Raw genomic sequence first — 16,750 nt, 5'->3', positions numbered from 1 at the left:
ACGGCCGACCCCGCAGGACTGGGTTGACGCTCGGGACGCTCCCTCGCACCGGGCTCTTGACCGCCTGCGGGCGCGGATGGTCTGCTTGCCCGCATGCTGCGCGGACGCGCCACCCCGGACCCCTCTGCCGACCCGGCGAAGAGGGGCGACTACTGGGGTGTCGTGCTGGGCGCGCCCGAGCCCCAGGTCCTGGGCACCTTCTACGCGGAGATGCTCGGCTGGGAGATCAGGGGGAACGAGCCGAACTGGGTGACGCTCTACCCCGGTGAGGGCGTGGCCTACCTCGCCATCCAGCGGGAGCCCCACTACGTCCCGCCGGTGTGGCCGGAGGTGCCGGGACGACAGCAGATGATGTCGCACCTGGACATCGAGGTGCAGGACCTCCAGGCGGCGGTGGAGCACGCGGTCGAACTCGGCGCGGTCGTCGCGGACTTCCAGCCGCAGGACAACGTGCGCGTCATGCTCGACCCGGCGGGCCACCCGTTCTGCCTCTACTCCTGAAGCTGCCCGGCACGGCCCCGGCCGCCCTGCCGGCGTACGGTCAGCACCGCAAGCCCGGCGAGGAACGCGACCACGCCGACCGCGAGCCAGACCGGCGAGCCGCCAACCAGCGGTTGACAGTCGGCCACACAGAGTACGGGTTTGATGCGCACGAGGTCGGCCCCCTGCAACACCCACAGGGCACCGAGCAACACCAGAACGGCACCCACCAGTATCCGCGCGATCTTGCGTGCGGTCATGATCCTCTCCATCCAACTCTCCGGCCAAACTCCCCGGCCAACTCCCCGGCACAAGCGTTTCGCCGGGCCGGCCGATCGGCTAAGGTTGCAGACATAATCAGGCAACCTTAGAAGGTAACCTTACGAAATGCCAGCAGACGACACAAGCTCGACTCCGTTCCTGCCCCAGCTCATCGCCCAGGCGTTCGCCCTCCTCATGGACGATCTGGTCCAGCACCTCGTGGACTCCGGCTACGACGACCTGCGACCGACGCACTGCCTGAACGTCTTCCGGTTCATGGACTGCGACGGCACCCGGCCCACCACGCTTGCCAGGCGTGCCGGGATGACCCCGCAGGCGATGGGTGAGCTGGTCAACTACCTCGAACGCCACGACTACGTTCGCCGGGTCCCCGACCCGACCGACGGCCGGGGCCGCGTCGTCGTCTACGCCGACAGGGGTACGGAGGCAGCCGAAGTCGCGACGAAGTACTTCGCGGACCTCGAGTCCCGCTGGGTCTCGGCGGTCGGAAAGGGCCGGCTCGCAGAGGTGAAGTCTGCGCTCGCGCAGATCGTCGGCGGGGCCTGTGACGGCGCCGTCGGTTCCAACGGCCCCGACCGCGCCGGCTCGTCGAAGGCCTCGGCGTCATGAGCCGGTCGGCACGTAACCTGGTCGACTACTGGGACCGGCGTGCCTCCTCGTACGACACAAAGATGGCCGGAGCGGAACGCCGCTTTCTCACCGACAGCCGGCGCTGGGTCTGCGCGCGCGCCCGCGGCTCCACGCTGGAGGTCGCCGTCGGCACAGGTGCAAACCTGCGCCACTACCCCCGCAACGTCGACTTGACAGCGATCGACTGGAGCCCGGGGATGCTGGACGCCGCACGGCATCAGGCCAAGCAGATCGGGCGCCCGGTCACGTTCCACCACGCCGACGCAGGCGCGCTGCCGTTTCCGGCCGAGACGTTCGACACCGTGGTCGCCACCTTCTCCCTGTGCTGCGTACCGGACGAACGCGCCGCTCTCGTCGAGGCACTCCGCGTGCTCCGGCCGGCCGGAAGACTCCTGCTGGCCGACCATGTGGTGTCGTCCACGTGGTGGCTGCGCGCGGTGCAACATGTGGTGGAGGTGGCCAGCGTTCCCCTGCAGGGGGAGCGCTACACACGCCGCCCGGTCACGACGCTTGCCGGCCTCGGCGTCTCGATCGAGGAGTCCGAACGCCTCACCCTGGGCATGATCGAACGTGTACATGCCCGCAGGTCGCCGGCTGAACACCTCCCTAACTGACCGCGCTCCGGCATACTTCGCCTCACTGGATGGTTCATCCGGTCGGTCCATCCGGCCGGTTCAACTGGTCGGCTTGGAAGAGGGAACCCGTGACCGAGGCAACGAACGCGGCGCAGGCTGCCGAGGCCGAAGCCGGCATCGCCAACCGACTTGTTCCTGTCGGCCTCGCGGAGAGGATCCGCTCCTATTACCCGGCGGGCGGCGCCTGGCTGGACGAACTCCCCCGTCTCATCGCGACCTGTGCACGCAGGTGGGACCTCACCTTGCTGCCGGCGTTCGAACCCGGTGGCGACTCGAGCTGGACCGCTCCGGTGCGGCGGAGAGACGGTGAACTGGCCGTCCTTCAGATCACTGTGCCGATGCCCGTCGCCAGTGATCACGTCACCGCGCTGAAGGCCTGGGCCGGCCGAGGTGCCGTACGCCTGTTCGCCCACGACGAGGCGATCCGGGCCACGCTGATGGAGTGCTGCGTACCCGGCACCCACGCGGAACACCTCTCGCCCGCCGACGCCGACGCCGTCGCGGTGGCGGTGCTGCCGGAGCTGTGGGCCGCCGATTTGCCCGGCCTGTCCGACGCCGACTGCCTGGAGTCCCTGGACGCGGCGGCAGGCAAGCGCGCCTTGCTGATGGAGGAGCGCGCCGAGAAGTTCGGCGACGTTGTCGACGCCGGTCCGTTTCGTGAAGCTGCGCAGCTGTTCACCTCGCTGCCGGCGTCCGCGAATCGTTCCGTCCTGCTGCACGGCGACTTCCACCGGCGAAACGTCGTGCTGTCGCAGCGCGGATGGCTCGCCATCGATCCGCTCGCCATGGTGGGTGATCCGTCGTACGACGCGGCATTGTTCCTCCAGCACGACCTGGACGGCGCGGTCACTCCCGCGCGGGTGGACGCTTTGGCCGACCGGCTCGAGCTCGATCGCGAGCGGACGCGGAGGTGGCTGTTCGCGCTCGGCGTCCAGGCGGCGTCCTGGCACCTCTCGATCGGCGACCGGACCACCCACGACGCGATCATCGAAACCACGTCCACCTTGCTGACGGGTTGAGAGAGTGCCTGCACGCCAGGGCCCTGCAGTACGCACGGAAAACCCGGCTGCGTTGTGGAGTCGGTGATGCCAGGCTGCTCCGATGATCACGATCACAACCGTGCGAACGACAGACCTGCCCGTTCTGTGGGCGATGGCGGTGTTGCCGCACCACGGCGCCACTGCTGACGCGTCGGTTCCGATCCCTCTTCCTGCCGCCGGCGGCCCACCGGCGGAGTTCCCCGACCTCGCCGACCCGACCGCATCCCTGCTCGAAGCGGGAGGCAGCCTCCTCGTGGCGGAAGTGAACGGTCATCTGGTCGGGATGGCCGGGTTCCGTCCGAGCGAACGGCCCGCCCGAGCGGAGGTCGTGCACGTACGGGTCCACCCGGCCCTGCGCCGCCGCGGCGTCGGACGCAGCCTGATGGCGGCCGTGGAAACCGAAGCGGCACAACGCGGCTTCACCGAGGCCTGGCTCGACACGGCTACCAACATGCCCGAGGCGATGGCCTTCTACGAAGGCGTCGGCTACGCCGAGGTCGGCCGAGAGAGCAGGTCCGAGTGGCAGTGGACGTTGGTCTACTACCTCAAGAAGCTCACGCCGTGACATGATCGCTGCTCCGCGATCCTCACAGCCCCGGGGTCGTTTCGGGGTTAGGCCTGGCAGGATGCGCTCCATGACCGCCGAGATGCGCGACTACTGGAATGCCTTCGCGCCGACCTTCGACGAGGAGCCCGACCACGGTCTCCTCGACCCGCTCGTACGCCGCGCATGGCGGGATCTTCTTCTCGGCGTTCTGCCGGCCGGCCCCGCGGACGTGCTGGACCTCGGCTGCGGGACCGGCACCTTGTCGGTGCTCCTCGCCGAGGCCGGCTACCGCGTGTCGGGCGTCGATCTTGCGGAGCGCATGGTGGAGACCGCGAAGGTCAAGGCCGCCGCGGCCGGAGTCGACGTCGCGTTCGATCAAGGGGACGCGGCTCAGCCACCTCACCAGCCACACTCCTTCGACGTCGTACTCACGCGACACGTCCTGTGGGCGCTCTCGGATCGGGCTGGCGCCCTCGAACGCTGGGTGCAGTTGCTCCGCCCAGGCGGTCAGCTCGTTCTGGTCGAGGGCAGGTGGGAGACCGGCGGCGGCATCGCAGCGGAGGAGTGCGAGGCGTTGCTGCGTACGCAATGCCGGTCGGTCCGCCTCCAGTACCTTGACGACCCGACATTCTGGGGCCGTGAGATCTCCGACCAGCGATACCTGGCGATCGGCCGCCCCTGAGGACCGAACGCTCGCCGGCACAACTTGATCGGCGAAGTTCTCTCGGTGATCAAGGACCTTGAAGCGCTGGTAAAGCGCGCAGGATGTTCTCGCCCTGACAGTGACCACCCACTGCGTGGTGCGTGACAGAACGGCAGTACTCCACCCACAGCGAGTTCAGCGTGGGCTACGACAACTCCACCACGCCACCCATCCATGTCATCGGCGGCGACGCAATCTCCCCGCCGCGGACCACTCCAGCCTGATCATCCCGCGGGTCTCGACCGAACGCGACATCCTCTTCGACCTCGAACGACGGTTCGGCGCGCGTGACCCGTTCCCCGCGGATCCTTCCCAGAACACCGAGGCCAAGACGGTCCAGGCGCTCCGCGTGGTGCGCCAACCCCCGCACAAGCCGGTCATGACCTCTGGTTCTACTCCAACCCGATCTTCATCGAGCGCTGACCCGTCAGCAACTCTCGGACCGCCGCCCGGGGAACCGACCGGGCGGCGGCTTCCAGCCAGTCGAGCGGAGTGCGGCCACGGCTGTCCACGGCGCCAGGATCCGCGCCGTGTTCGAGAAGCACCTCGATCGTCCTGAGGAATCCTGCCTTGGCCGCGTAGTGCAGAGCGGTGGCGTTCAACGCCTCCACTCCGCTGGTGCGCCCGCCGTCGCCGGTCCGGCGGTCGTCCACGCGGGCGCCGTACCGCAGCAGCGCCCGCACGTAGTCCGGGTCGTCCTTGCGTCCCTGGTTTCCCGTACAGCTGGCGCCGATCCACGCACCCGAGGAGTCGATCGACGCGCCACGGCCGGCCAGCAGTGGAGCGAGCTCGGGATGCAGCACCCAGCGGCCCACGCCGATCCGAGTCGCGTCCACACCGCGCTCCAGCAGGAGTTCGACCATCGGCACGCTCCCGTGCTCGGCGGCACCTCGTAGCGCGCGTACGCACCCGACCAGCACGTCCGCGTCCCGGTCCACGAGCAGCCGCAGCGCCTCGACCTGCCCATTGGCGACCGCGTGATCGACGGGCGTTATGTCGAGGACGTCGACCGCCGGGTCAGGCGCCTGCGCGAGGTCCGGATCGGCCGCGAGCATCCGTGTGAGCGAGGGAAGGTCGCCGAGGAAGGCGGCGGTGAAGACGTCCTCCCTGGCGCCGGCGTCCAGGAGCAGGGACTCGACCGCCGAACGGCGCTTCAGCCGCGCGGCGCACAGCGGCGTCGCGAACACCACCCGTTCGTACGCCCGGCCGACGAGGCCCACCGGAAGACGAAACGGAACATCGGCTCCGACACCGTGACGCAGTAACGACCGGACGACATCAGCCCGCCCGGCGAGCGCGGCCTCCTGCATGATCGCGCCGGCGTACGTGGGAAGCAGGAGGTCCGGCTCCTCCGCCAGCGTGACCTCGACCCCGCCGACATCACCGCGACGGGCCAGATCCGTTGCTCGCTTGACGATCCGGCCACCGAGTCCGTGCAGCGCAACCTGTCGTTGACGGGCGTCGGCAACCGGCGAGGAGCGGTTGACGAGTGCCAACGCCAGGGAGCGGGCCTGGTCGAAAATCCTCCGCCGGTCGTCTTCCGACACGATGGTGTCGTTCAGGGCCTGCCGGAAGTGCCGGAGCCATCGGCCGGCCACCGCACGGGTGACCGGTACGCTCGCGTGCCGATGGTGCAGGCTGCCGTACGCCCGCTCGCTGTATCGGTGTGGACCGCCCAGCCACTCGGCGAAGAACACCTTCTGCATCGTCCGGCCGTCGGCGAGGTCGCGCGGGAACAGCGGCCGGAGCACGTCGTCGTGCTCGAACCCGTCGTAGAGAGCGTCGACCAGCCTGTCAACCGTCGGTTGCCCACCGATCCGCTCGAACATTCCATCGCCACGGAACGGCCGGAAGCCCGCCGAGTGCTCCAGCAGGACGCGATGCGCGAGTGAGGCCGGAGGCGTTGCGGCCGCCTTCCCACGCCTGTCCGCGCGCGTTGTCTGTCTGCCCGGCATCCTGACGTCCGTCCCCGGCAGGAACCGCGCTCCCGCCGACGCTGGCAGGGTACCGGGAGTTCCTGCGCCGCGGATCAGTCGCCGAGGATGTGCCGCACCTCACCGGCCAGGGCTTCACCGAGTACGCGGTTGTTGTCCTCGGTGAAGTGGATCCCGTCGACACCGTCCGTGCTGATCACCGAGCCCGCGTCGAAGAACGGGATCTTCAGGAAGCTCGCCAGCGCCTCGTACTTCCTGGCGAGCTCGATCGTCTTCTCCCGGCCGCCTTCGAAGATCACCTCGAACCACGGGTGACCCATTTCGGCCAGCGGCGGCGGCGCTACCAGGAGGACCTTCGGCGCCGGATAGCCGGTCCCGACCCCGCCGGCGGAGGTGAGGATCTGGGACAGCAGGAGGGACATGCCGGTCGCGATCTCGTTCGGCGTACGCCGAAGGTAGGACTTCGTGTCGTTCGTACCGAGCATCACGATGACCAGGTCCAGCGGCAGGTGACTGGCCAGGGCGGAAGGAAGGTAGGTCGAGCCGTTGAGCCGCGGGTCGGCCGGGTCGTCGGCCGTCGTGGTGCGCGCACTCAGCCCCTCCTCGACGACGTGATAGCCGTCGCCGAGCCGGTCGGCGAGCACTCCCGTCCACCGCACGTCCCGGGGGTACCGCCACGACGGGGCGCCCTCCGCCACCGGCACCCAGCCCCAGGTGAGCGAATCACCGAAACACATGATGTTCTTGTCGGTCATCGAGTCTCCCTTTCGTTCGGTCACTTCTTCTCACACAAGGGTGGACGAGGCCTGCACTTTCCAAGTAAGACTGCCGGAACTCGGAACCGGCAAGCATGATCTCGAACGCAAACAGCGCGACCAGTACGGCCACGAGCGACGAGATCCCACCGGCGATCGCCACCGAGAGGTGGTCGCGCGCGATTGATCGTCCAGAATCTGGCGCGGACTCCGATGAGTTTCCGATGCGCGGACGGTCCACGGGTCATGGACACCAGAACGCTCCAGACCCCCGAGGTCGACCTCGTTTACGACGTACGCGGCACGCTACCGGCGGCCGACGGACGCCCGCCTCTGTTGATGATCGGCCAGCCGATGGACGCCGGCGGATTCGCCGCGCTGGCCTCGCACTTTCCTGACCGCACCGTGATCACGTACGACCCACGCGGTCTGGGCCGCAGCGTTCGCAAGGACGGACGTGTCGACAACACACCCGTGACCCAGGCGACCGACCTGCACACCCTCATCCAGGCACTGGGCTCAGGTCCGGTCGAGATCTTCGCCAGCAGCGGTGGCGCCGTGACCGCCCTGGCCCTCGTGGCGACCCACCCCGACGACGTCACCACGCTGGTGGCACACGAGCCACCCTTGATCCCGATGCTGCCCGATGCCCCGATGGCCGAACGCGCTCGGGTCCAGGTGCGTGACGTCTACGAGGCGAAAGGCTGGGGAGCCGGCATGGCGGCGTTCATCGCGATGACCTCCTGGCAGGGCGAGTTCACAGAGGACTACTTCGCCGAACCGGCGCCGGACCCGGCCGCCTTCGGGATGCCGGCCCAGGACGATGGTTCGCGGGACGATCCGCTGTTGTCGGAACGCTCGTGGGCCGTCACCGATTACCGGCCCGACCTCGACGCGCTCGCCGCGACGCCGACCCGGATCGTGATCGCTGTCGCCGAAGAGTCCGGCGAGACACTCACCGGCCGGACGTCGCGCACCATTGCGGCGCTGCTGGGCCAGGAGGCGGCCGTGTTTCCCAGCCATCACGGCGGGTTCGTGGGCGGCGAGTCCGGCTTCGCCGGGCAGCCCGAGGCGTTCGCACGCAGACTGCGGGAGGTGCTCGGCGCGGGCAGGTGACCGGTCGAACGGTTAACTCGTTGACCGGCGGCCAGCGGACTTGCTGAACTTTGCCGGGTGACGCCCGAGGAGAGCCATACGACTGAGCCCACTGAGGACCTCGTGCGGGCAAGCTCTGAGAAGGCTCTGGGCGAGACCGTCGCCTCTGTTGGCCTGGTGGCGAAGAACTCGAACGTCCTTTACCGGCTGGAGACCGCCACCGGCGTGCGGTACTCGCTCCGCGTTCCCTTGTTGAGTCCCTCGAGCCTTTCCCCGTTCTGGCAGCACATGCAGGACACGTTCGGTCTCCGCTACGGCCACCAACTGCTGGGGGTCGATCCGATCCTGCGGGCCGCCGACGAGGACCGCCTGGTCCAGGCCCCGCGTCCGGTCGCATCCACCACGGTCGGCGACAGACCGGCGTACATCTTCACCTGGGTGGAAGGCACAGCGTGGGAACCGGACGAGTTCCCGGACTCCGGCCAGGTGCACGAACAACTCGGGGAGTACGTCGCGCGCCTGCACCTGCGCGCCCACGACAGGTACGGGACGCTGACCGAGCAGGCCTTCGATCCGACCGAGTTCGTGGCCCGAACCAACGCGAGCATGCGACGTACGATCTCGCGGTTCTGGACGCATCGACCCGACATCGGGACGTGGTTCGAACGCCATGCGACCGCCATGGACCCGGACGTCTTCTCCGGCAACCTGGCGCCGATAATGCCGGACATCTCGGGCAACCAGTTCGTCTACCGCGACGGAACGCTGGCCGGCGTGGTCGACCTCGACTCCTACGTCGTGGGCCCGCGCGAGCTGGAGCTGGCAGTGGTCGAGACGTGCCTCACCCGCCCGGAGGATTTCCGCCGCGGGTACGAGTCGGTTCTGCCGTTGCCGCGCTTCGAGGAGTTCCGGGCGTACTGCCGGTTCTGGATGCTGGTCTGCGAGGGCGGCGGCAACCCGGACGTCGACGAGTTCCTCACCAGCCGCGCGTACTTCACCTAGCCGACCGGCGTATTGGCCGTGAGCTGGGCGGGCACCGCATTCCGGCGGTCGTGACGAGCGGCGGATTCCGGTCGAACCGGCGACCGTGCGCTGTTTCGGACGTACTCTGAAATCGCCGTTTCCGGGTCCGTTCCTGTTGTTCACCGTTCGACGCCACTCTTCCCGCTCCACCGCACTCCGCGGAAGGCAGGCTCTGATGGACCTCTACGAGTACGACCGCCAGGATCCTCGGCTCGGTCGCAACGTCGAGCACGACGAACGATCGCTGGCCTTCGCGGTCGGCGTGCTCCCCCGTTCCGCCATCAAGACCGTCCACTGGGACAGACGGATCGGGATCCTTGACCAGGGCAACCTCGGGTCCTGTTTCCCGCCTGAGACGCGCGTCCGCCTCGCCAATGGTGGGGAGTGTGCGATCAAGGACATCAGGCTTCTTGACGAAGTCCTGACAGCCGAGGGCAACATCGGCCGCGTCACTCGCACAATGGTGCGAGACGAGGAAGGCGGGCTCGTGCGCGTCCTCCTCCGTGGCCACGCCCACCTCCGCCTGACGCGCGAACATCCCGTGTTGACGGCGCGTGGCTATGTGCCCGCTGGTGAGCTTTGCATCGGCGACGAGGTCGCGCTTCCCAAGTATCTCAACGGGGCAGTCTTGTCCGTCCCGGTGGAACAGTTCGTCACCAAGCCTTCGCACAGGCTGACGCGAGGTAACCGGTGGTCCGGGTTGCCCGGCCGCAAGGGTCTGAAACTGGACGCCAACGCGCTTCCCGAGAAGATCACGCTCGATGCCCCCACCGGCCGTCTGCTGGGACTGTTTCTCGCCGAAGGGTCCTGTGACGCCTCGAAGGCGCGATGGACGTTCGCAAAGCATGAGGCCGACACGCTCGTCGCCGAGACCGCGCAACTCATCAAAGGCGTGTGGGGAGTTGAGGCACACATCGCTCATCGTCTCAACAACTCGATCAATGTCACCCTTCACGGAACAGGCTGGTCGTTGCTGCTCTCCGGGCTCTGTGGCAACGGCAGTGGCCTCAAGAGGCCACACGATGCACTGATGGGTGGTGCGAAGGAGTTCCTGACGGCCATGCTCGACGGCTGGCTCGATGGGGATGGACACCACCGACGTGATGGCTCGCGTGAAGGTGTCACGATAAGCAGAGACCTGGCTCTTGCGATGTACGACATAGCGCAAGCCACCGGCAGGCACCCAGTGATCGACTGGCGTAAATCGCCCCAGAACAGCGCCGCAGCAGTGCGGCAGCCACGATGGACGGTCACCATGCCGAGCGGACCTGGGCAATGCCGGGAGACGGAGACGCAGTCTGGCGTAAGGTGCGGGAACTGCGCGTCGAGGACTACGTGGGGCCTGTCTACAACCTTTCCGTTGAAGGCGACGAGTCGTATGTCGCCGAGGGCATCGGCGTTCACAACTGCACGGGAAACGCCGCCACCGGACTCGTCGGCACCGACTCCACGGCGCGGCAGGGTCTGGTGAAGGTCGACATCACCGCGGCGGCAGCCGCCGCGTCCCACGGAACCTTCACCGCGGGTTCGTACCCCCTGGACGAGGACTTCGCCGTACGCCTGTACTCGCTGGCGACTCAGCTGGACGAGTTCCCCGGTAGTTACCCGCCCGACGACACCGGATCGTCCGGGCTGGGTGTGGCCAAGGCGCTGAAGGCTCTGGAGTTGGCCACGTCGTACCAGCACGCGTTCAGCCTGGACGCGATGAACGCCGCGCTGCAGTCGGCGCCGGTCATGATCGGTATTCCGTGGCTTAACAGCATGTTCGAGCCCGACTCCGAGGGACTGATCCCGGTCGACCGCTCCTCCGGGATCGCCGGTGGGCACGAACTCGTGGTGAACGGGCTGGACGTGGACACCAGCACCTACACCCTCACCAACTCCTGGGGTACGAGCTGGGGAGTCGACGGGATCGGCTACCTGAAGTCCGCCGACCTGAAGTGGCTGTTGTCCCAGCAGGGTGACGTCACCGTGCCGACCTGGGCCCTGGTCCCGCCACCAGACCCCGGCCCGAAGCCGGACCCCAACCCCGGCACCGCTGACGACAGCCACCTGTGGGAGGTCGCGAAGCAGTGGGCGGCCGCGAAGGGCCTGACCTGACCGACAGGTCGGCCTGCGCCTTCACCGGTTCACGAGCACAGGTCGTCGGCCACGAAATCCGTGAGCGGACGGGGAGGCGTACGCGCGATCGACGGTCCCCAACCGAGCCGTAGCCCCACCTGAGCGGGCCTGTCCGCCCACCGTGGGCGCGACGGCCCGAGCCTGCCCGGCCAACCCACCGAGCCGTCGAACTCGCCCAGCCCGTCCAGCCCGCCCAGCTGCCCGTCCAGCGCGTCGAGCCCGTCGAACGCCGAGCCGGCCAGGCCGTGCCGGGCCGCCACCAGCAGGACCCGCTGCAGCGCCTGCCCCGCGACCAGCCAGTCGCGCGGGCAGGCGGGTGCCGCGGCGTCCGTGGTCAGGACCGCGTGCGTCCATTGGTACCCGTACGACGGGCAATACAGACCGCCGTCCAGGTCACCATCCAGTACGCCGGCCAGATCACCATGCAGTACGCCGTCCAGCACGCCGCCGTGGCAGCCGTCCCAGGTCCTGAGTTCTTCGCCGTGCCTGTCGTCCGGCCAGCTCAGGATGGCTCCCTCGGTGGCCGCCGCATGTTCCAGCTCCTGTCGGATCGCGGGCGGGATCCGCCGGTCGGCGTACGAACGTCGGCCCGACCGCGGCCGGTACAGGTGGAGGAGGAGGCCGGCCAGGCAGACTTCCGCACCCGGCCCCGGCCAGACCCGCACCTGTGCGAGGAGCCCAGGTCGACCCGGGTCGGGAAGCAGCTTCGTGGTCGTTCCCCGCGCCAGTGCCGCCGCGGCGACCCTGAGGTTGAACACCGCCGCACCGACTCCGACCATCGTCGGCCGTCCACCGGAGTCCTCGCCGTGATGCACCCCGCCGGGTTGCAGCTCGCCGTGATGCACCCCGACGGGATCCAGGCACACGTCGACGGTGTCGGCGCTGAACCGGAACCGCCACGACCGCGCCTCGGGTGCCGACGGCGCCAGAATCGCCGCGCGTACGAGAAGCTCACGCTCCGTCGTATCGAGCTCACGCGCGATCATGCGGACGCCTCTGCCCGGATGCGCCTTCGGCGGACATGACGCCCTCTTTCTGCCAGACGTGAATTCGGCCCATAGAGGGTCCCGCCGATCCGTCCGTCCGGGCTGCTACCGATGTCCCCCTTCGGACTAGTCGAACGTCCCTGGCCTCAAGGCCCTTTTCCTCCCGCGCCGCCCCGCAGGTGTGCGCCACGGGTCGCCGCCTCCCCTTGCGGCGGTCGCTCGTCGGTTCGTCGAACGTCCCGGTATCGAGTTGATTGTGCGGCTGAAGTGGGCCCTGCCGTTTATTACGCTTTTCCCATCTGCCGATTTCGAGCTGCCGACTGAATGGAGTGCCCCCATGCCCGGGAGACGGTTCGTGGAGTGGCAGCAGCGCCTGGACGAGATGGTGCGCCGACACGGTGTTCCCGGGGCGTCCCTCGCCGTCCTCGCCGACGGCGACGTGTCGACCGCGGCGTCCGGCATCCTGAACGCCGGGACCGGCGTGACCGTAACCCCGGACTCGGTCTTCCAGATCGGATCGATCACCAAGATCTTCACGACCACGCTGGTGATGCGGCTCGTCGACGAACACCGGCTCGACCTCGACCAGAAGGTCTCGGAACTTCTGCCCGAGCTCCGGCTGGCCGACCCCGACGCGCTCGGCAGGATCACGGTCCGCCACCTGCTCACCCACACCAGTGGCATCCCGGGCGACCACTTCGTGGACACCGGCCGAGGTGACGACGCGGTGACGAAGTACGTCGAGACCTGCGCCGACCTCGGCCTCGTGCACCCGGTCGGCGCGCTCATGTCGTACTGCAACACCGGTTTCGTCCTGGCCGGCCGAATCGTCGAGCGCCTCACCGGGCAGGCCTGGCGGGAGGCTCTGCGGACCAGGATGCTCCATCCCGCCGGTCTGCGCGAGACCGTGGCGCTGCCCGAGGAGGCGTTGCGGTTCCGGGTGGCGTACGGCCACGACGTCGACGGCGACCAGCCACCCAAGCTTGTCGCGCGGTGGCAGCTGCCCGCTTCCACCGCACCGGCGGGGAGCACCCTGTGCGCGACGGCCCGGGACGTGGTCGGCATGGCCAGGGTGCACCTGGACGGCGGTCTCGGTGTTGACGGCCGGGAGGTGCTCACCGACGCCTCCGTCGCGGCGATGCGCACCCGCTCGGTGCAACTGCACCGCGGCGCGAACGCGGCGGGCTGGGGCCTCGGCTGGGCGCTGTACGACTGGAACGGGCGCCGGGCGTTCGGCCACGACGGCGGGACCATCGGACAGTCGTCGTTCCTGCGCGTGGTACCGGACGCCGGGGTGGCAATAGCGCTGCTCACCAACGGCGGCCGGGCCGAGGACCTCTACCAGGAGCTGTTCCAGGGGCTGCTTGCGGAGTTCTGCGACCTCGCGCTGCCGCCATTGCCGACGCCGCCCGACGTGCCGGTCACGGTCGACCTCACCGCGTACGCCGGTACGTACGCGACCATCGGCCGCCGCGTCGAGCTCACCGTCGAGGACCGCGGCCTCGTCGCCAGGGTCAGTGTCACCGACGCGCTGGCGGAGGTGGTCGACCAGCCGGTCGAGGAGTACGTCCTGGTGCCGGTGGAGAAGGACCTCTTCCTCACCCGGGCCGCGGACGCGAGGTCATGGACGCCGGTGGCGTTCTCGACGTCGGAGGACGGGTCGAGGTACGCACACCTCGGGCTGCGCGCACTGCCGAAGGTCAGCTGACAGTCACAGAGCGGGAACGCTCCGGGGTCTGGGGTCGGCCCCCGGGGTCGAGTAGCAGGGCGCGCTCGTTGCCGACCGACCCTCGTGTGGCTCGACCACAGTGGTGAGGTAGTTCTGTGCACATGAACGCGGAGGAGCATTCGACCCGGTTGGCCGACGCGGCTCCGGCCGGGGAGAACGTGGGTGGCAACGCGGAGAATGTGGAGAAAGCAGACCCCGGGACCGAACGTCTGGTCTTCTTCTCCGACGCGGTCGTGGCCATCGCGATCACGTTGCTGGCGTTGGACCTGCACGTACCCCAGGGAACGACCGGTACCGCCTTCTGGCGCGACGCGGTCGATCACCGCGAGGATTACCTGGCGTTCTTGATCAGTTTCGCGGTGATCGGCAGCCACTGGCTCATGCACCACCGGACGTTCACCTACCTGGCTCGCCTCGGCGGCCGACTGGTCCGCTGGAACATGCTGTGGCTGTTGACGATCACGTTGACGCCGTTCGCTACCCGCGTCATCGTGGGTGACGGGGCGTTCGCCGCGAGGTTCATGTTGTATGCCCTCGTGCAGGTACTTGCGGCGACGTTCTCTCTCCTGTGCCTGCTGGAGATCCAACGTCACCGGCTACTCCGACCGGGCGCGGACAAGGAAGCCCTCAGCCGCGGCTACCGACGGTTGACGGTGATGCTGGTGGCTTTCGTGGTGTCGATCCCGCTGGCGTTCGTGACCCAACTGGCGTACCTGTGCTGGGTGGCGATTCCGTTCGCGCTGCGCGCCGAACAGCTCATCGGCCCACGGCGGCCTCACTCACCAAGCCGGCGGTAGTCACGGACGTAGCCGGGTGGGTCAGGCGGGCGTACCCGGTGGGCGGCGGGTGTGGCCGGGTCGGGCACCGGCTCACCGGCAACGGTGCGTAGAGGCACTTCCCCTGCCCACACAGGGATTTCGAGGTCGTCCGGACCGTCCAGTGGCGGACCGCTGCGTACCTTGGCGGACGCCTCCTCGATGCCTATCGCCACAACGTGGGTTTCGGCGAGCTCACGACGGTTGGGTGGCCGTACGTCCGCGGTCCGACCCGGTACGACACGCTCGACGATGGCGGCGAGCCCACGCGCCTTCTCCCCCGGTTCACTGACAAGCCTGGCTTGCCCGTAGATCACCGCCGAACGGTAGTTGACCGAGTGGGTGCGCTGCGTCCGCCCTAGCACCAGGCCGTCGACGAGGGTGACGGTGACGCACAGGGGCGTACCGGCCGCCAGCGCGCGGAGCAAGGTGCTCCCGGTCGAACCATGCAGATACAGGACGTCGGCGACCCGGCCGTAGCACGTCGGGATCACCCGCGGCCCCCCGCTGTCCACCGTCCCGACGTGGCAGACGAATCCCTCGTCCAGGATGCGTTCCACGCTCGCCCGGTCGAAGCGGCCTCTGTCCGGCTTGCGGCGAAGCCGCGTCCGGATCGTGGAGGTGATCGGGTCGCTGTGGCTGGTCACGGCACAACGCTAGAGCCGAATTGGCTCACGGCTATGCTCCAGTTCGATGCGAACCGAGTGGTCCAGTGCGCGGGCGTCGCCGTCGTACGACCGCGGCTCGAGCCTGGATCTGGTCCTGCGCCTCGACCGCTCCCGAGGACTGCGGCACGGCCTGGAGGCCGCGCTCCGGGAGGCGATCCGGTCCGGCAGGTTGCCGGTCGGCGCCCCGTTGCCGTCGACCCGGGCGCTGGCCGCGGACCTCGAGATCGCGTGCGGCACGGTGACGGCGGCGTACGCACAGCTGACGGCAGAGGGAGCTATCTCGGCCGTGTCCGTGAGGTACGGACCCGGCCGGACCGGATACTCGTCTGCAGTGGTTACACCCAGGCGCTCGACCTGCTCTGCCGGATGCTCCGCAGCCGCGGCGCGGATGCGGTGGCGATGGAGGATCCGTGCGCGCCGCGCTATCGCCGTGTCGTCGAGGCGGCCGGGCTGCGCGTCGTCGCGGTTCCGTGCGACGACGACGGACTGCTGGTCGACGTCCTGCACGGACTCGACGTCGCCGCGGTGGTCACCACGCCGGCTCACCAGTACCCCCTCGGCGTCACGCTGGCACCGGCTCGCCGGACCCGGCTGGTCGACTGGGCCAGGCGTACCGGCGCGTTCGTCGTCGAGGACGACTACGACGGCGAGTTCCGCTACGACCGGCAGCCGGTGGGCGCGATGCAGGCCCTCGACCCGGACCACGTCGTCTACGTCGGTACGGCGAGCAAGATCCTCTCCCCGGCTCTCCGGCTCGGCTGGCTCGCTCTTCCCGGTTCGCTCGTCGAGCCGCTGGGCGAGGCGAAATCCCTGACCGACCGCGGCAGCGGCGTACTCGACCAACTCGTCCTCGCCGACCTCATCGACCGCGGGAGCCTCGACCGTCATCTGCGGTACCTGCGCCAGTCCTACCGTCGGCGTCGCGACCTGCTCGTCGCCGGCCTGACAGAACGCGGGGGCCCGCTACCGACGGGGATCGCCGCCGGGCTGCACGCCGTGATCCCGCTCGGCCGAGGAGGCACCGAACTCGACCTTCTGGCGCGGGCGCGAAGCCGCGGCATCGCGTTGAACGGCCTCGGTGACTACTGGCACGAGCCCGGCAAGGTGAGTGCGCAGGCGCTCGTGGTCGGGTACGGCGCGCCCACCGGCAGCGCTTACATCCCGACGCTCGGCCGGTTCCTCGACCTGCTGTACGGGACGGGGCGGTGAGCGGCGGGCAAACCTCCGACAGTGCGCAAACCGTTTCGCGTGCTGTACGGTCTCCCGCGGCCGCCGACGCGAACCGTCGTCGGCTCCGCTGTTGCCAC

The 16,750-nt window shown here is 68.9% G+C and carries 19 protein-coding genes and 2 pseudogenes; 15 read left to right on the top strand and 6 right to left on the bottom strand.

Annotation, left to right across the window (positions count from 1 at the left end):
• Window positions 1-93 precede the first annotated feature (93 nt).
• Complete coding sequence (locus BLU27_RS07160; protein WP_197681721.1) at window positions 94-501, top strand: VOC family protein; 408 nt, start codon at window positions 94-96, stop codon at window positions 499-501.
• Here the strand turns inward: BLU27_RS07160 and BLU27_RS07155 are convergent.
• Window positions 492-740 (bottom strand): hypothetical protein, encoded by a 249-nt coding sequence (locus BLU27_RS07155; protein WP_092657311.1) that lies wholly within the window; start codon window positions 738-740, stop codon window positions 492-494. The two genes, BLU27_RS07160 and BLU27_RS07155, sit on opposite strands and share 10 nt — an antisense overlap.
• A 127-nt stretch (window positions 741-867) precedes the next feature.
• Between BLU27_RS07155 and BLU27_RS07150 the strand changes: the two genes are divergently transcribed.
• The 6 genes from BLU27_RS07150 to BLU27_RS30795 all read left to right on the top strand — a co-directional run bounded on the left by BLU27_RS07150 (window position 868) and on the right by BLU27_RS30795 (window position 4,541).
• The gene (locus BLU27_RS07150) at window positions 868-1,371 is read left to right on the top strand and encodes a MarR family winged helix-turn-helix transcriptional regulator (protein ID WP_092651758.1); all 504 of its coding nucleotides are present in this window, start codon (window positions 868-870) and stop codon (window positions 1,369-1,371) included.
• Window positions 1,368-2,006: a class I SAM-dependent methyltransferase gene (locus BLU27_RS07145; RefSeq protein WP_092651756.1), complete on the top strand. Its 639-nt coding sequence runs from the start codon at window positions 1,368-1,370 to the stop codon at window positions 2,004-2,006. Before BLU27_RS07150 ends, BLU27_RS07145 begins: the two co-directional genes overlap by 4 nt.
• An 89-nt stretch (window positions 2,007-2,095) precedes the next feature.
• Window positions 2,096-3,046, top strand: a complete 951-nt coding sequence (locus BLU27_RS07140) for an aminoglycoside phosphotransferase family protein (RefSeq protein ID WP_157728285.1) — start codon at window positions 2,096-2,098, stop codon at window positions 3,044-3,046.
• Window positions 3,047-3,128: 82 nt separating this feature from the next.
• Window positions 3,129-3,632 (top strand): GNAT family N-acetyltransferase, encoded by a 504-nt coding sequence (locus BLU27_RS07135; protein ID WP_241827829.1) that lies wholly within the window; start codon window positions 3,129-3,131, stop codon window positions 3,630-3,632.
• A gap of 70 nt (window positions 3,633-3,702) precedes the next feature.
• A complete protein-coding gene (locus tag BLU27_RS07130; protein WP_092651752.1) occupies window positions 3,703-4,296 on the top strand; it encodes a class I SAM-dependent methyltransferase in 594 nt (197 codons plus the stop codon).
• A gap of 122 nt (window positions 4,297-4,418) precedes the next feature.
• Window positions 4,419-4,541, top strand: coding sequence for a hypothetical protein (locus tag BLU27_RS30795; RefSeq protein ID WP_277869285.1), 123 nt, complete (start codon window positions 4,419-4,421; stop codon window positions 4,539-4,541).
• A gap of 168 nt (window positions 4,542-4,709) precedes the next feature.
• On the opposite strand, the gene BLU27_RS07120 is transcribed toward BLU27_RS30795, so the two are convergent.
• Both BLU27_RS07120 and BLU27_RS07115 read right to left on the bottom strand, forming a co-directional pair.
• On the bottom strand, window positions 4,710-6,146 hold the full coding sequence (locus tag BLU27_RS07120) for a globin domain-containing protein (RefSeq protein ID WP_172804899.1): 1,437 nt from the start codon (window positions 6,144-6,146) through the stop codon (window positions 4,710-4,712).
• Window positions 6,147-6,346: 200 nt separating this feature from the next.
• Window positions 6,347-7,006, bottom strand: coding sequence for an SGNH/GDSL hydrolase family protein (locus BLU27_RS07115; protein ID WP_092651746.1), 660 nt, complete (start codon window positions 7,004-7,006; stop codon window positions 6,347-6,349).
• Between the two features lie 246 nt (window positions 7,007-7,252).
• Between BLU27_RS07115 and BLU27_RS07110 the strand changes: the two genes are divergently transcribed.
• Window positions 7,253-8,122, top strand: coding sequence for an alpha/beta fold hydrolase (locus BLU27_RS07110; RefSeq protein WP_092651744.1), 870 nt, complete (start codon window positions 7,253-7,255; stop codon window positions 8,120-8,122).
• A 102-nt stretch (window positions 8,123-8,224) separates the two neighbouring features.
• Entirely contained in the window at window positions 8,225-9,103 is an 879-nt protein-coding gene (locus tag BLU27_RS07105) for a phosphotransferase (RefSeq protein WP_157728284.1), read from the top strand.
• Here BLU27_RS07105 and BLU27_RS31135 read toward each other — a convergent pair.
• A complete protein-coding gene (locus tag BLU27_RS31135; protein ID WP_172804898.1) occupies window positions 9,096-10,217 on the bottom strand; it encodes a hypothetical protein in 1,122 nt (373 codons plus the stop codon). The two genes, BLU27_RS07105 and BLU27_RS31135, sit on opposite strands and share 8 nt — an antisense overlap.
• Before the next feature lie 149 nt (window positions 10,218-10,366).
• Here BLU27_RS31135 and BLU27_RS31130 point away from each other — a divergent pair.
• Window positions 10,367-10,504 (top strand): annotated as a pseudogene (locus BLU27_RS31130) (hypothetical protein); the annotation flags it as partial.
• A gap of 87 nt (window positions 10,505-10,591) precedes the next feature.
• The gene (locus tag BLU27_RS07100) at window positions 10,592-11,224 is read left to right on the top strand and encodes a C1 family peptidase (RefSeq protein ID WP_241827827.1); all 633 of its coding nucleotides are present in this window, start codon (window positions 10,592-10,594) and stop codon (window positions 11,222-11,224) included.
• A gap of 29 nt (window positions 11,225-11,253) precedes the next feature.
• On the opposite strand, the gene BLU27_RS07095 is transcribed toward BLU27_RS07100, so the two are convergent.
• Window positions 11,254-12,231: a hypothetical protein gene (locus BLU27_RS07095; RefSeq protein WP_092651739.1), complete on the bottom strand. Its 978-nt coding sequence runs from the start codon at window positions 12,229-12,231 to the stop codon at window positions 11,254-11,256.
• Between the two features lie 337 nt (window positions 12,232-12,568).
• Between BLU27_RS07095 and BLU27_RS07090 the strand changes: the two genes are divergently transcribed.
• A complete protein-coding gene (locus tag BLU27_RS07090) occupies window positions 12,569-13,939 on the top strand; it encodes a serine hydrolase (RefSeq protein ID WP_092651737.1) in 1,371 nt (456 codons plus the stop codon).
• Between the two features lie 122 nt (window positions 13,940-14,061).
• Window positions 14,062-14,757: a TMEM175 family protein gene (locus BLU27_RS07085; protein WP_092651735.1), complete on the top strand. Its 696-nt coding sequence runs from the start codon at window positions 14,062-14,064 to the stop codon at window positions 14,755-14,757.
• On the opposite strand, the gene BLU27_RS07080 is transcribed toward BLU27_RS07085, so the two are convergent.
• The gene (locus tag BLU27_RS07080) at window positions 14,736-15,422 is read right to left on the bottom strand and encodes a pyridoxamine 5'-phosphate oxidase family protein (RefSeq protein ID WP_197681720.1); all 687 of its coding nucleotides are present in this window, start codon (window positions 15,420-15,422) and stop codon (window positions 14,736-14,738) included. The genes BLU27_RS07085 and BLU27_RS07080 overlap by 22 nt on opposite strands.
• Window positions 15,423-15,468: 46 nt before the next feature.
• On the opposite strand from BLU27_RS07080, the pseudogene BLU27_RS31125 reads away from it, so the two are divergent.
• Both BLU27_RS31125 and BLU27_RS07075 read left to right on the top strand, forming a co-directional pair.
• Window positions 15,469-15,669, top strand: a pseudogene (locus BLU27_RS31125) (hypothetical protein); the annotation flags it as partial.
• Window positions 15,670-15,671: 2 nt separating this feature from the next.
• The gene (locus BLU27_RS07075; RefSeq protein WP_197681719.1) at window positions 15,672-16,652 is read left to right on the top strand and encodes an aminotransferase-like domain-containing protein; all 981 of its coding nucleotides are present in this window, start codon (window positions 15,672-15,674) and stop codon (window positions 16,650-16,652) included.
• Window positions 16,653-16,750 lie beyond the last annotated feature (98 nt).

This window comes from Actinopolymorpha singaporensis, from assembly GCF_900104745.1.
Classification (GTDB): Bacteria; Actinomycetota; Actinomycetes; order Propionibacteriales; family Actinopolymorphaceae; genus Actinopolymorpha; species Actinopolymorpha singaporensis.
The sequence above is the reverse complement of the archived record's forward strand: the minus strand, read 5'-3'. Positions and strand labels throughout refer to the sequence as shown.

Coding starts and splice junctions, on each gene's coding strand:
- BLU27_RS07160 (WP_197681721.1), top strand. CDS start 94: ATGCTGCGCGGACGCGCCACCCCGGACCCCTCTGCCGACCCGGCGAAG.
- BLU27_RS07155 (WP_092657311.1), bottom strand. CDS start 740: ATGACCGCACGCAAGATCGCGCGGATACTGGTGGGTGCCGTTCTGGTG.
- BLU27_RS07150 (WP_092651758.1), top strand. CDS start 868: ATGCCAGCAGACGACACAAGCTCGACTCCGTTCCTGCCCCAGCTCATC.
- BLU27_RS07145 (WP_092651756.1), top strand. CDS start 1,368: ATGAGCCGGTCGGCACGTAACCTGGTCGACTACTGGGACCGGCGTGCC.
- BLU27_RS07135 (WP_241827829.1), top strand. CDS start 3,129: ATGATCACGATCACAACCGTGCGAACGACAGACCTGCCCGTTCTGTGG.
- BLU27_RS07130 (WP_092651752.1), top strand. CDS start 3,703: ATGACCGCCGAGATGCGCGACTACTGGAATGCCTTCGCGCCGACCTTC.
- BLU27_RS07120 (WP_172804899.1), bottom strand. CDS start 6,146: ATGTTCGAGCGGATCGGTGGGCAACCGACGGTTGACAGGCTGGTCGAC.
- BLU27_RS07115 (WP_092651746.1), bottom strand. CDS start 7,006: ATGACCGACAAGAACATCATGTGTTTCGGTGATTCGCTCACCTGGGGC.
- BLU27_RS07110 (WP_092651744.1), top strand. CDS start 7,253: ATGGACACCAGAACGCTCCAGACCCCCGAGGTCGACCTCGTTTACGAC.
- BLU27_RS07095 (WP_092651739.1), bottom strand. CDS start 12,231: ATGATCGCGCGTGAGCTCGATACGACGGAGCGTGAGCTTCTCGTACGC.
- BLU27_RS07090 (WP_092651737.1), top strand. CDS start 12,569: ATGCCCGGGAGACGGTTCGTGGAGTGGCAGCAGCGCCTGGACGAGATG.
- BLU27_RS07085 (WP_092651735.1), top strand. CDS start 14,062: ATGAACGCGGAGGAGCATTCGACCCGGTTGGCCGACGCGGCTCCGGCC.